Annotated in this window: 7 protein-coding genes; 3 read left to right on the top strand and 4 right to left on the bottom strand. The window is 52.8% G+C overall.

Annotated features, from left to right (window positions below):
- Positions 1-11: 11 nt before the first annotated feature.
- Positions 12-1,334 carry a hypothetical protein gene (locus F0P93_RS15070; protein ID WP_150877240.1) on the bottom strand — a complete coding sequence of 441 codons (1,323 nt, stop codon included), beginning with the start codon at positions 1,332-1,334 and terminating at the stop codon, positions 12-14.
- A 221-nt stretch (positions 1,335-1,555) separates the two neighbouring features.
- On the opposite strand from F0P93_RS15070, the gene F0P93_RS15065 reads away from it, so the two are divergent.
- Positions 1,556-3,286, top strand: coding sequence for a sensor histidine kinase (locus F0P93_RS15065; RefSeq protein ID WP_150877238.1), 1,731 nt, complete (start codon positions 1,556-1,558; stop codon positions 3,284-3,286).
- Positions 3,287-3,293: 7 nt separating this feature from the next.
- Positions 3,294-4,031 carry a response regulator gene (locus tag F0P93_RS15060; protein ID WP_150877236.1) on the top strand — a complete coding sequence of 246 codons (738 nt, stop codon included), beginning with the start codon at positions 3,294-3,296 and terminating at the stop codon, positions 4,029-4,031.
- 17 nt (positions 4,032-4,048) lie between these two features.
- On the opposite strand, the gene F0P93_RS15055 is transcribed toward F0P93_RS15060, so the two are convergent.
- From F0P93_RS15055 to F0P93_RS15045, 3 genes are all read right to left on the bottom strand, one after another.
- A complete protein-coding gene (locus tag F0P93_RS15055; protein ID WP_150877234.1) occupies positions 4,049-5,986 on the bottom strand; it encodes a glycoside hydrolase family 9 protein in 1,938 nt (645 codons plus the stop codon).
- A gap of 139 nt (positions 5,987-6,125) precedes the next feature.
- Positions 6,126-6,326, bottom strand: coding sequence for a hypothetical protein (locus F0P93_RS15050; protein ID WP_114407472.1), 201 nt, complete (start codon positions 6,324-6,326; stop codon positions 6,126-6,128).
- A 212-nt stretch (positions 6,327-6,538) separates the two neighbouring features.
- Positions 6,539-11,998: an alpha-2-macroglobulin family protein gene (locus F0P93_RS15045; protein WP_150877232.1), complete on the bottom strand. Its 5,460-nt coding sequence runs from the start codon at positions 11,996-11,998 to the stop codon at positions 6,539-6,541.
- Between the two features lie 238 nt (positions 11,999-12,236).
- Here F0P93_RS15045 and F0P93_RS15040 point away from each other — a divergent pair, with 238 nt between their 5' ends.
- Positions 12,237-12,761: a pyridoxamine 5'-phosphate oxidase family protein gene (locus tag F0P93_RS15040; protein ID WP_150877230.1), complete on the top strand. Its 525-nt coding sequence runs from the start codon at positions 12,237-12,239 to the stop codon at positions 12,759-12,761.
- Positions 12,762-12,781 lie beyond the last annotated feature (20 nt).

Raw genomic sequence — 12,781 nt, 5'->3', positions numbered from 1 at the left:
CCCGGGCTGAATCAATTACACTTTTTGAAATCGAACTCTTCACTGGTAGGGTCGAGCCAGTCAACTTCTTCGGGTTGCCAAACCCGGTTGGCGGCTTCCATGCGGAATGAGTCCACATTCTTGTTCAGTCGGTAACTAAAAAGCTCTTTAATCCGGACTTTGAACCGGGTGCGTTCCGGATTGATCTCTTCAATAACTACCCGAATGGCCATTTTAGCACTGGTGCCCGGCACTTCTTTTCCATTTTCGTCAAGTTTGACGCTGCTGGTGGTCCAGCACAAACTTTCCCCAATCACCCATTCTTTGGCTAATTCCAGCCTGCGGGTGCGTTCAATCTGTTTCTTGCTTAACCGCTCGTCTGCACTGGTAATGAGAATGCCCGTTGCATTGGCCAATCCGGAAATGATTTGGCCGGCATATCCGTCGGCGTCCGGGATCTTACCCCGCTTTTCTGTGAGTTCAGTTTGCAGTTTCCGTCCCGTTTCCACGACCTTGTTGTAAGCTTCAAGCGTATTGGCTTCATAATACTGAGCCCGTAAATTTTGGACCTGAATGATTTCAGATTTTACCTGCCGAACGGCCTGACTATGCTCACCCCGAGCGAAATAGTTAATGTAGGTTTCCCAGGAATCATTGGAGCCAGTCGTCACTCTTTTATACGCCAGTACCTCTCCTTTTTGGAGTACTTCATTTTTATACCGGCCGTTCGGGAAGTGATCGAGGTAGTATTGCCAGGAATCATACTTTACGAAATTCTGATAAGCGGTTTCTTCCCGCGCTATTTCGGCTTGTCGGGCTCTTTCTTCCGCTTCCCGACGCTCCCGTTCGGCTTTCTCTTTGATTTGCTGTTCCGTTTGGTCGTAGTCTTTAACTTGTTTGTGGGGAATAAGCAACAGCCGTCCGCCCGGATCGCGCTCCCTGACTACATAATTGCCAAAGGCCGACACCCATTTGTCTTCCTCACTGGTTTGGTAGGGACGTGACCGAACGTTTTTCTTTCGAAAAAAGGCAAAGGGGATATAACCGGGTACCATCAGCCCCAATCCGGCCCCTACTGCCGCGGTGGTACCCACCGGATAGGGTGCGCCCGTATTTTTATTCGAATAAAATTGTGGATCCGCATTTTGACGTACGGCAAAAAAAGTGCCCATGGCCAACGGACCCACGATGAAAGGCCAGGCCTTGCTCCAAACCGTCCGTTTCGATTGCCAGGATGGAGTCACCCGTATGGCTCCATCATGGAGATTCTCCGTGCCGAGTGCGACCGGTTTATGCGATACACAGGCATTACCCAGCAGGGCAATTACAAGACAGAGCAAGCAGATGCGTTTCATAATTAACTGGAAGGAATCGTTGGAATCGACGGGATGGTGCGGAAGAAAACCGCTGGTTTGTTTTGTCGAATGTACTTGATTGCCAGAAGTGAATTATCGGTAACTTTACCAATGAAGGGGATGCCTATGCGGAGTCGCCGATTCTCTCAGTGAGGATTTCTGATTAGAATGACAAACCCTCTTTCTTTTGCTTTAATACGTAAATCTAGCCAGATCAATCCATGTCCTCTCTTTCCCTTTGGCCTACGACGGCGCGGCTCACTGGGCTTTTGCTGATCCTTGGATTGACGCTGGTGGCAGGCAGGGCACAGCAACCCCACTACCTGAAACTCCAGTCGCATAAACTGCTCTATGCGGATACGGTATACCGGGAAGCCACTGCGAAAAAAGATTCGATGTTGCTGGCTGAAGCGTATTACCTGTATGGAAAAACCTATGAAGCCTCCGGCGATCTTCTAACCGCTCACCGCTGGTTTCTCAAATCATTAAAAATCACAGAACCCCGTGGCGACTCCTTTGATCTGGTCAGATTGTACGTTCGGTTGAGCGGCACTCAGGAAAACCGCCAGGATAGGCTCTCGTATGCGTATCGGGCACTGGAGATGGCCGGGCGTATTCACTCTGATAAAGCCTTGATCAGAGCGTACGGGTGCCTGATGGGCTTTTATGTCTATAACGGCCCCGATGGAGCTAAACCACAGCCAGACAGTGTCATGCATTACTACCGGAAAATAAACCAGCTTGCTCATAAACTGAAAGATACCGTAACCCGCATTGAAAACCATTTGGCGGTTGGCCGCTTTTGGAGAAGTGTGGGGCAGAATCAGACCGGAACAGACTACCTGAAAAAAGCGCTGGAACTGGCAACGCAGCAGAAAGAGCAGGGAAGTCGGATGAGGCTCATGCTGGAACTGGCTTCGGCGTATACCAGTATGGGCCAGCCCAGGCAGGCATGGTCATTTCTTTCTCAGGCCCAGCATCTACTCAACCAGAGTCCGTTCATCGACCATTTTATCAATTATAGTTTCGAAAGCAATTACCAATCGTATTATCAATCCATTGGCGACTGGAAACGGGCGTATGTGCACAGCGAAAAATTGCGTCAGATTGAACGTGATAATTACACGGTTGATCACGCAGGGGCTATATCCCGCCTGAACATGGAGTATAAAGCCGGGCAAAAAGATGCACTCCTGAAAGCCCAGCAGCAGGAACTGGCGTTGCGTTCGGAAACCCTGTTCTTTCAGCAACGCCTGACCTGGGCCGTCTCGGCTCTCCTGCTCGTGACGGTCGTCACGAGCGTCGTTTTTTTTCGGCTCTATCGCAAAAATCAGCGCATCAGCGCCCGGAATGCCGAGTTGGTGAAAGAGCAGAACCACCGGGTGAAGAACAACCTGCAAGTAGTATCCAGCCTGCTCAACCTGCATTCCAGACAGCTTGTCGACGAAACCGCCCGAAAAGCCGTGGAAGAAAGTCAGTTGCGGGTGCAGGCAATGGCCCTGCTGCATCGCCGGCTTTACGATGGCGAAGGGCTGGTGACCGTCAATCTGCCTGATTTTATTCCTGAACTGGTCGAGAGTGTCATCCGTACCTTTGGTTATTCCGGGATTCAGACGATATACAACCTGGAAGAGATTGAATTACCAGCCACCCATGCGTTGTCGTTGGGATTGATTGTGAATGAGTTAACCACCAATGCCTGTAAATATGCGTTCCCGGATCATCCTGACCCGGTTTTCCGGGTGATGAGCCGGCGGCAGGGCAACGCGCTGCTGCTGATCGTCACCGATAATGGACCGGGACTACCGCTTTCGCAAACCGGTACGGCTATTTTTAGGGAAAGTAAGACCTTCGGAATGCGTCTCATTCAGATCCAGGTCGATCAGTTGTATGGCTCCTGTCAGTTTCATTCGGAAGAAGGCACCCGGTTTGAGATGCAGTTTAAAATTTGAACGTACCATGGAATCCTTAACCATCCTGATTATTGAAGATGATTTGTTGACAGCTCATGACCTCAAAGGAGCGTTGGAAAGTGCCGGGCACCGGGTGCCGACGATCGCCCGGAATTACCAGGAAGCGATGGCCGCTGTCCGGCGACACCCCCCTGATATGGCGCTGGTTGATATTCATCTGGAACGATCCACGGCTGACGGCATTACGACGGCGAGGGATATCCTGGCCATGCATTGGATGCCCATTATCTACCTGACCGCCAATTCAGAAACGCCGACGTTTCAACGGGCCAAAGAAACCGAACCGATTGCCTATCTGATCAAACCCTTTCACCAAAATGAAATTGTCTTTCAGATCGAACTGGCCTATACGAATCGTTCATTGAGCCAGCGGGCCAGCCACACAGCGGTTGCCGAGACGTTGTTTCTACCGATCAACAAGGGGTATGAAAAAGTATTGCTCCGGGAGGTTCTCTATCTGCTGGCCGAGGGAGCCTACGTTAAGGTTTTTATGGTCAATGAAGAAAAACCGCATCTGTTGTCCATGAACCTGGGTTATCTGGCTCAGTATTTCCCCATCTCCTACTTCTACCGGTTGTCACGCTCGCTACTGATCAATCTGAACCACATTGAACGTCTGGAACGAAACCAGTTGTTTATGCGCAACCAGAGCACGCCCATTTCTGTTCCGGAAAGCAACCGGACCGAGCTGTTAAGAAAATTGGGGGTGATTCGGACCCGATAAAAAGAAACGAAAACCGCTTACCGTCTCCGTTTCTTCTTTTTCCCCGACGAACGTTTGGCAGAGGCCTTTTTTCGTCCGGAGGACTTTTTGCGAACCGTCTTTTTGCGGGACGAGGTCTTCTTTTTAATCACTTTCGTTTTTGCCGGAGCAGCAACCGTGGCTTCCGCTGCCGTTTCGCCCTGTTTGGCGGCCAGCAGGTAAATCAGCGAAGCCGTGCCGTCCATCGTTGGCTCATTCGTGCTGTAGTCGCCATAATCATCGTGATAAACGACCAGATCACTCTGAAACTCCGCGTATTCATCCGGTTCTTTCAGCTCGATCCCGATCAGATTTTTGTAAATCCGGCCATACACCGGCCCGTCGACCAGACCGCCATCGATGGGGTAGTTTTTGAGGTGGGTAAAGGCCGAGTGCGGGTCGGCGGGCGTATCCGCTCCGGCGGGCAAACCGTACACAAAACTGGTTCCCCACGGATTACAGCCAAACAGCCAGTCGAAACAGGCCTGCTCAAGTTGCAGATAGCGGGTATCGCCGGTTAGTTTGCGGTACCAGTAACACTGAATGGCGAAAGACGTCGTCAGGTTGTTGCTGCACCAGATAAACGGAACACCCCGGTAAAAAGCGTTGCCCTGCGCCTTCTGCCAGACTTTTTCAATCCCATCCCGGTAAAAACCGACCATGTGTTGCCGACGGGTATCGACAACCCGCTTGGCCACCTCGAAATGGCCGATGTTAATGAACGGATACCACTGGTAATGCCGGGCCGTATCGGCTCCCAGCCAGGGCGTTACCGGTTCGATCAAGCCGTAGGCGTAGGCACTGTTGAGGTAGTCGGCGGCTTTATAGCCCTGAACCCGGGCGGCATTGTACATCTCGACAGCCGCCAGTTCCATGTCATCGACGTAATTGTCTTCTTCGTAAAAATAGGGTGCCCGACCCGGCGCGGTCTGGCAAACCCCCGGTTTTTGCAGGCCGAGCATGTAAGCACTTTGCGCCCGTTCCCACAATTTGTCGGCATAATCCAGATCCCGTTTGCGCAGTACCTGGTAGCCCAACGCAAACGCGCTGCTGAATTTGCCCGCCGTGGAAGCAACGCCCGTTGCGCGGTTTTTGTGTTTGAAAAGCCCCTGCGGTTTTCCGGTCGCGAAATACACGGGCCGCTCATAGCCCTTTCCATACGCCGAGTCCCGTTTGGGAATGCGCAACCCGGAATGATCCCGGTCGTCGGCCAGTTGGTTGAACATCCAGTCGTCTTTGGGGTGCATTTTCAGCAACCAGTCGAGGCCCCAGCGCGCTTCGTCCAGCACATCGGCCTGGTTGTTACTTCCTTCCAGCCCGTTGGCCAGGTGCTGATCACCGAAAACTTTCGGAAAATCGCGGAAAGCGGCCAGCAGGTGGTAGGTGGCGTTGGCGGAGGTCGGAACGTATTGCAGGTAGTCGGAGGCATCGTGCCAGCCGCCCGACACATCGATGTGGGTGCTGTCGGGCATGGGGCCATACATCGTATAACCGTCGTGGGTATGGCACGAATCTTTCAGGAAAGGATTGTAACCACTGCGTTGCTGGCGCATATAGCGCAGGCAGAAATCAGCCGCCCCGTTGTATACGTCGTCCGCAATCCGAAATTCCGGCGATTGAATGGTTCCGGTTTTGAGGTAGTAGGTACCCGGTTTGCGAACGCCGGAAAAATCCAGTCGGTGGGTTTGCACAAAGGGGCCGTACGCACCAAAGTCTTTCCCAACCGGATTTTCATAAACAACTTTTCCGGTTTGCGCGTCAATGACCTGAAAAGGCTGTGTGACGGCTTCCTCCGTTTTTCCGACCCAGATGGCTACTTTCGTACTGGCGGGCCGGTATCCCAGGGAATTGATTCGGATCCAGGCCTGTTCGTCAACGGTGGATTTGAAAGCAAAAAGCCAAACAATAAAACCAATCAGCAAAAATAATTTCCTCATCGATAGGCAAGTTACAACTTTTACCGTTTGTGGAGGAAGGTCCCGTTAAATGAAATAAACCCATTCCCGACTTTGGCTAAAAATCGTCAGGAATGGGTTCTCGGATGGATATAGTATAAGGGATAAGCTACCCGTACCGTTAGTAGCGCCGTTCGAGCATTTCGAGAATACGCAGCCACGGCATGCCGCTGCGTATAAATTGATCCAGCGGAATCTCCGAAAGGAGATTAAACCGCTTTTCCAGACTCTCCTCAATAGGTTGATCTTTTTTAGATGAATGCTGACGATATAATTCATCGCCCATCATGCTGGATAAGAGGTAATAGCGATTGTATTGCATACGATTACTTAATCTTTTCGGTGATACAAAGGTAGACTACAAAACGCCCTTCTCCAACCCGTTAAAACAGTTTATTCGGATCAACCCGCTCCTAATCAGGGGAAAACGAATGATTTAACCGACTTGGAATGTACTCGTCCCACCCGATAAAATGGTAGGATATACTTAATAGACGCAACTTAGTCCCAAAAGTCACTTTTCGATTTTTTTTATTAGTATGTGGTCAGGCTTCCGCCACCCGAATAGCTCCGCAAACTGCCGTCATACATCGCGTCGGCAGAGACCGGCCCCAGCGCAAAACGACCTTTGGACACCACCCGGACGAGGTAATAAAATGTTTTAACGGTTGTTGCGGTCGAGGTGAAAAAATGAATGCGGTCGTCGCGCACATCGAAGTGTTCCGGCGTCGAAGCCCCTTTGATCCAGGGCATTTCACGCGGTTCGGTCAGGCGCGGATTTTCGATCTCAAAACCGGCGGGTAGCATGTCCGTCACCACCACGTTGTTGACCGCAATCCCGTTGTCGCTTGCCAGTGAAATTCGGACCACCACCAGGTCATTTTGCTTGAACGATGCCATCGGCGCACCGTCGCGGTCCAGAAATTCCCGGCGAACCCGCAAACCCGCATCTTCTTCGGTATAGTTTCCCGTGGCACTCAATCCTTCGGTTTGGGCAAACCAGTACAGATTACCAGTGCCCTGCGTCATCAGCTTCAGTTTCCGGTTGGCAATACCGGTCGTCAGATTCAGCGTTTTGCCGGTAAACTGCCCCACGGTTTTTCCGTCCGCCGACAGCGTGGCGGTGGCCGTCGAGGTCGCGGCTTTTTTGGCCATTTTGCCCAGCGCCAGCACGGCAAAAACCGACTCCTGCGTGTTCAGATACGAGCTGGTGTTCAAGGCCAGCGACAATTGCCGGGCCAGGGTCGGAATCTGCAAATTGTCCGGATCAGTTTCCAGCAAGGTGTTCAGCACCAGCGCCAGATTCCGAATCGGTGACGCATAGCTGCCGCCCGATTGCCGCTGGCTGGTCGTATTGGTGAATTTTTTGGGTAGCAAAGCCGTGTAACTCCGCGTATCACCGGTGAGGTAAAACGCTGCTGCCAGCAAATACCGACTGTCTGGTGTTATCGAATTTTCGTTCGGCCGCAGGGCGGCTGTTTTATAATAATTCATCGCCGGACGATTGGGTTGCCCGCCCAGTGCCAGGGCATATAAACCGTACAGATTCTGCCGGCTCACCACTTTACGAATCGTATTACCCGTTTCTTCGTAAGTGATTTCATCCTCCAGCGCGGGGCTGCTCGTGCGGACATTCAGACGATCCAAGGCTTTGCTATACACCGACGGACTCACTTCAAAACCGGCGCGTCGGGCTTCGGTCAGGAAATGAACCGCGTAAGCCGACGCCCAACCGTCTTCCGTGGGCAAACCGGGCCACATACTAAAACCACCGTCGGCCAGTTGCATTGATTCCACGCGCCGGATGGCTTCCTGAACGGTATAATTCGGATTCAGATCACTGTCGCCCGAACGCACGAAATAGGTGCCCGGTTTGCCCATTGTTTTGAGCACTTCGGCAAAATACAACTGCGGAAACGCCTTGGAAATGGTTTGTTCCATGCAACCGTACGGATAGCCAAGCAGGTACGACAACTCCTTGCTCAACTGAATCATCGGCGACCGGCTGACGGTCAACTGGCTCCGCACCGTACCGGGAATATAGGCATTGGCCAGATCGATGGTTTGGGATTGGTTGGCCGCCACAACGCCCGATTGGGCGGTTTTCAGCAAAGTCGTTACCGGACGAACCGTCAGGTCGATGCTTTCGCTGAATGTTTCGTTCAGGCCTTTCACCAGAACCGTTATATTGCCCGTTCCGATGGCGGTTTTCGCTTTCACAGCAAAGGTCGCGCGGGCTTCCTGCCCCGGCCCGATGGTGAGTTGCTGCGTAGTCGCGCCGTTGGCCAGTAAAGCCCCGCTCAGTTTCAGCGAAGCCGTCACGGTTGCCGATTTTTTGGTGGTATTGCTGATCGTCACGGGCAGACTCAGCTCGTCGTCCGGACTCAAAAACCGGGATGCGCCGGTGCTGATGACGAGCGGATCAGCCACTTTCATGTTCTTCGTCGCCGAACCGAACGCCTTGCCTTTATACGCGACGGCCATGACCCGCAAATCGCCCGAAAACTGCGGAATCGCCACGTCGAAACTGGCTTCTCCACTGCCGTTGGCTTTCAAAACACCACTCCACAAGGCCACCAGTTTAACGCGTCCGTTGCTCAACGGATTGATGCGTTTGCCCAGATTATAGCCGTCACCACCAAACGACGAACGGCCGGAAAGGGCTAATTCCGGGAATAGGAAGGCATACAAATCGTGGCTATTAACTTCCAGAGCGCGTTTCTGGTAAAAATAACCGTGAATGTCGGGCGTCTGGAAATTCTTCAGTTGCAGAATTCCTTCATCGACGACGGCCACGGTCAGTTCGGCATTCGGGCTGGTTTTAACCGAAACGTGCTGCTTCGTTTTGGAGCGGGATTGGGTCACCGCCGTAATTTCCACCGGCAATTTCGTTTCCGGGTCTTCTACCGAAATCGGTGCAAAACCGTGGGCGACCGTGAGCGGCAGGTTGGACCCATCAACGGGGCGAATGAGCGTAGCCGTCACGTACACCGTTGGCAGGTGTTCACTGGACAAACTAAAGGTCAGTTCGGCGGATTTCTGGTCGGTTTCCAGCACATGCGTTTCCAGGACTTTGTTGCGCTCCAGCGTCACCAGCAGTTTTCCGGCAAACGGCGTTTTGAACAACACTTTCGCTTTATCGCCCACCTGATACTTTTCCTTGTCGAACTCCATCAACACCTGCCCTTCGGTGCTGACTTCGAACGATGAACTTTGCGTGGTGCCAAAACCGTAAGCATAATACGAAACCGCTGTGTAAGCCGCAGCCACGTCGCCGGATTTGCCCGTCCGTCGGATGCGCACCTCGTATTCGCCCGAAACCGTCGGCACGTAACTGAATTTCGCCCGGCCGTCGCCGAACGTCAGGTTATTGGTGTAAACGACCTTCTCGCGTTTTTTTGAGACATACCGCAACTGGTCGTACTGTTTTTCAACGACCGTCTGGTAATCAAACCGCACCACCTCGGCCTGCGCCGTAGCGCCTTTTTGCAGATTACCGTTTCGGTCAACAGCCACCACATCGACGGGCAGCGGAACGTTGGTGCCGACGTACGAATCCGCCAGCCGAATGCCATAAAACGTTTCCTGCGTGAATACATCGAGTTGTTTCAAACGATTGACCGGGCGGCTGTTTTCGTCAAAAACCGTGACGAACAGTTTGCCTTCCAGCACACCGATGTCGCGGTAACTGGTCGAAATCGGGAAGCGTTCAACGGCTTGGCCGTTGGCGTCGGTCACGCCCTGGCGCCGGTTTTTTTCAAACGAGGTGTTGCTCTCGATGGCAAAGGTGTAGTCTGGAAACTGTTTGGCCGTAAACGCCCGCTGCTTCAGTTGCAGGTCCATTTCGTAGGTTCGCCCGGTGGCTGGCGGGCCGAATAGGTTCGTGGCCGTAGCGGTCATCGTAACGGTTTCGCCGGTTTTATAGGCGTCGCGGTCGGTGCGGGCTTCCACCCGGATGCGGTCGGGAATAAATTCCTCGATGCTGATGGTCCGCGATGCCAGCAAAACGTCGTTGGCGTTGTAAATCTCCGTGACGTACGTTCCCGTGACGGCCGCCGGATCAATGGGTACGTCGGTGGCCACGGCGCCCTGCTCGTTGGTCGATTGGCGCAGCGCCCGGTATTCTTTGCCGTTGGGCGACAGCACTTTAATCTTCAGCGGAATCTCGCCGACGCTTTCCCAAACCGGGTTTCGAATGATGGTGTTGAAGTGAATCGTTTCGCCGGGGCGGTAAATGTTGCGGTCGCCGTAGACAAACGCGTCAAAACCGGTCGGGTTGTCGCGTTTGCCTTCCACCTCAAACCGCGACGTCTCGACTTTCGCGTCCTGCAACAACAGGTAATTGAAATCATCTTCGGTTTTTGACAGCACCATCGCCAGTTTGGAACCGGGCGTTTTCTCTGCTATTTTTTCGAAATGCGCGACACCTTTTCCGTTGGTTTGCACCGTGGCAATGATCTGGTTGTTGCTGCTAATCAGCGTGATATCGACGTTCGCCAGCGGCTCGGCGGTTTTGATGGAGTTGGCAAACACCCAGACTTCGTCGTTGCCCTGTTTGGTGATCAGACCAATGTCCGACACCGAAATGAGTTTGGTCGCACTGATGTACGCATCGTCTTTCGAACTGACCGTAACGAGGTAAATTCCCCGGGGCGGATTTGGGCTGGACGCGGTTTGGTCGGGGAGGGAGAGGTTTAAGGCCGAAACGCCTTTGGCTTTGGGTAAATTGGTTGTTTCGACGGTTTTCTGAACGATGATATCGCTGTAATTCTGTTGTTCATCGTCGTAATAATAGTGCGTTCCCAGCGGTTTCCATTCGCCGTCGATTTCGCCACTTTCTTCGTAGCGACCCGAGCGCAGGTAGTGCAGAATGTTATTTTCGTACACCTTCGCAATCTTCACGTCCACCTTCGGCACGTTGACGATGTTGACGCCCACGTTTTTTGCGCCTTTCGATGAAAGATACACGGCCCGCTTGTTGACGAAGGAAATACCGGCGGGCATTTTTCCGAAAAACACGTCTTTCGAAACCGCTTCGTCCAGTCGTGCGCCCAGAACGCCTTTTAGCTGGTCGGTGAGCGTCAGCACGTAGGTTTCGGTTTCGTTGAAATTGCCGCGAATGACAAAACCGTTCTCGGTGAGTTCGGCACGACTTTCGGCTTCCGGTGTCAGCGTATAATACGTGCTTAATTGATTTGCCTGCAATTCCTGCGTCGTGATGACCCGGATAACGCCTTCGTTGTTTTCAAACCCGGTTTTGACGTCTACCACCTCCAGGCTGTATTGCGAGGGCAGCGCGGTCGTTTGTTCAAACGCTTCTTTCGTGCTGAAAGCGGTATTCGGGACTTTCAGGCCTTGCCCGATCTGAATTTTCAGTGGCGTTTCGCTGCGGGAAGCGGGGGCGTTGGCGAGTGTAACCGGGATGGTTTCGTTCAGCGATGTTTGCAGAACCTGCGTTGTCAGCGATTTTTCAGCTTCGGCTTCAATTTTCAGTAAACCGGCCAGTTCGGCTCCGCTCACCGGATAATTGAAATTCAGTTTTGCTTTGGCAACCGGGCGGCCGTTCTCGCCCCGCGTCCACCAGAATTCGGTGTCGGCGAGCTGGAGATACGGCGTATGAAAGGCAATGGTTTCATTATCGAGAGAGAGTTGCGCGTCTTTCTGCTGACGAACCAGGGCGTTGTCCAGTTCGGCCTTGTATTCCGTGGCTGGTTTAAACGCAACTGCCGGTGAAAACACCAGTTCGTTGGGGGCAGTCCACTTGAAATTGCCCGCAACCGCCGGTTCAAAAACCACGTATTGCGTCGAATCCCATTCGTTGAGTCGGCCTTCCGGCACGAGGTCTTTGCTGAACGTGAAAACCAGATTCTGGTTCCGGCCCACTTCCTCTTCAAAGTTTTGATTGATCAGCCGGACGGAATTACTGAGGTGGGAACAGGTGCTTAAAAAAAACAGGACGCTAAGGGCCGTTAACGAACGCAGGTACGTCTTCATGGTTTGGAATTGTTACGGAGAAGAACGGCGAAAGGTCTTAAAAATAGTTGGCATTTTGCAATAGGAATGAATAAATGGCGGTTTCAGGCTGGTAATCACCGCTATATCACAGATGGCAGGAAGGGAAACCCGGATCGGTTCTACGGAATGAGGGGCCACACAATCGGTCTCGCCAGTTCGCAAAAACATAAAGCACGCACAAGCCGTTCTGCCGACTCACCCTTATCTCAACGGAGTCATGCAAGATCCCCGACACGACGAAGACGGCCATATCCAGAATCTCGCCGGAGCAGAAGCCCTCGAAAAATTAAAAGACCTCGCCGAAGGCATGTGTATGTTTACGACCTTCACCGACAGCCGCCCGGCCCCCAGCCGCCCGATGGCGTTGCAGGGCGTAGACGACGATGGCGCACTCTATTTCCTCAGCGCGGCTTCCTCAAATAAAAACAAGGAACTGGCCACCGACCCGGCGGTGCAGCTTTTCTTCTGCAAGGAAGGCCCCTCCGAATACCTCAGTTTGTATGGCACGGCTACCGTTTCGCAAGACCGGCAAAAAATTGAAGAATACTGGACGCCCTTCGCAAAGATCTGGTTTCAGGGCGGCAAAGACGATCCGGATCTGACGGTGATTCGTGTGCAGCCCGAAAGTTGCCGCTACTGGGATACGAAGAACAACCGCGCGGTGTCGTTCATCAAGATGGCGGCTTCGCTGGTGACCGGCAAAACGATGGACGACGGCGTAGAAGGCGAGCTAAAGGTCTGATTTTCGCTGCGTTTGTTGAA

The organism is Larkinella humicola, assembly GCF_008727875.1.
GTDB lineage: Bacteria > Bacteroidota > Bacteroidia > Cytophagales > Spirosomataceae > Larkinella > Larkinella humicola.
This window is presented reverse-complemented; position numbering and strand designations above follow the sequence as displayed.

What these genes read in the sequence shown, in the direction of transcription:
- F0P93_RS15045 (WP_150877232.1), bottom strand. Translation starts at nt 11,998, where the DNA reads ATGAAGACGTACCTGCGTTCGTTAACGGCCCTTAGCGTCCTGTTTTTT.
- F0P93_RS15070 (WP_150877240.1), bottom strand. Translation starts at nt 1,334, where the DNA reads ATGAAACGCATCTGCTTGCTCTGTCTTGTAATTGCCCTGCTGGGTAAT.
- F0P93_RS15040 (WP_150877230.1), top strand. Translation starts at nt 12,237, where the DNA reads ATGCAAGATCCCCGACACGACGAAGACGGCCATATCCAGAATCTCGCC.
- F0P93_RS15050 (WP_114407472.1), bottom strand. Translation starts at nt 6,326, where the DNA reads ATGCAATACAATCGCTATTACCTCTTATCCAGCATGATGGGCGATGAA.
- F0P93_RS15060 (WP_150877236.1), top strand. Translation starts at nt 3,294, where the DNA reads ATGGAATCCTTAACCATCCTGATTATTGAAGATGATTTGTTGACAGCT.
- F0P93_RS15055 (WP_150877234.1), bottom strand. Translation starts at nt 5,986, where the DNA reads ATGAGGAAATTATTTTTGCTGATTGGTTTTATTGTTTGGCTTTTTGCT.
- F0P93_RS15065 (WP_150877238.1), top strand. Translation starts at nt 1,556, where the DNA reads ATGTCCTCTCTTTCCCTTTGGCCTACGACGGCGCGGCTCACTGGGCTT.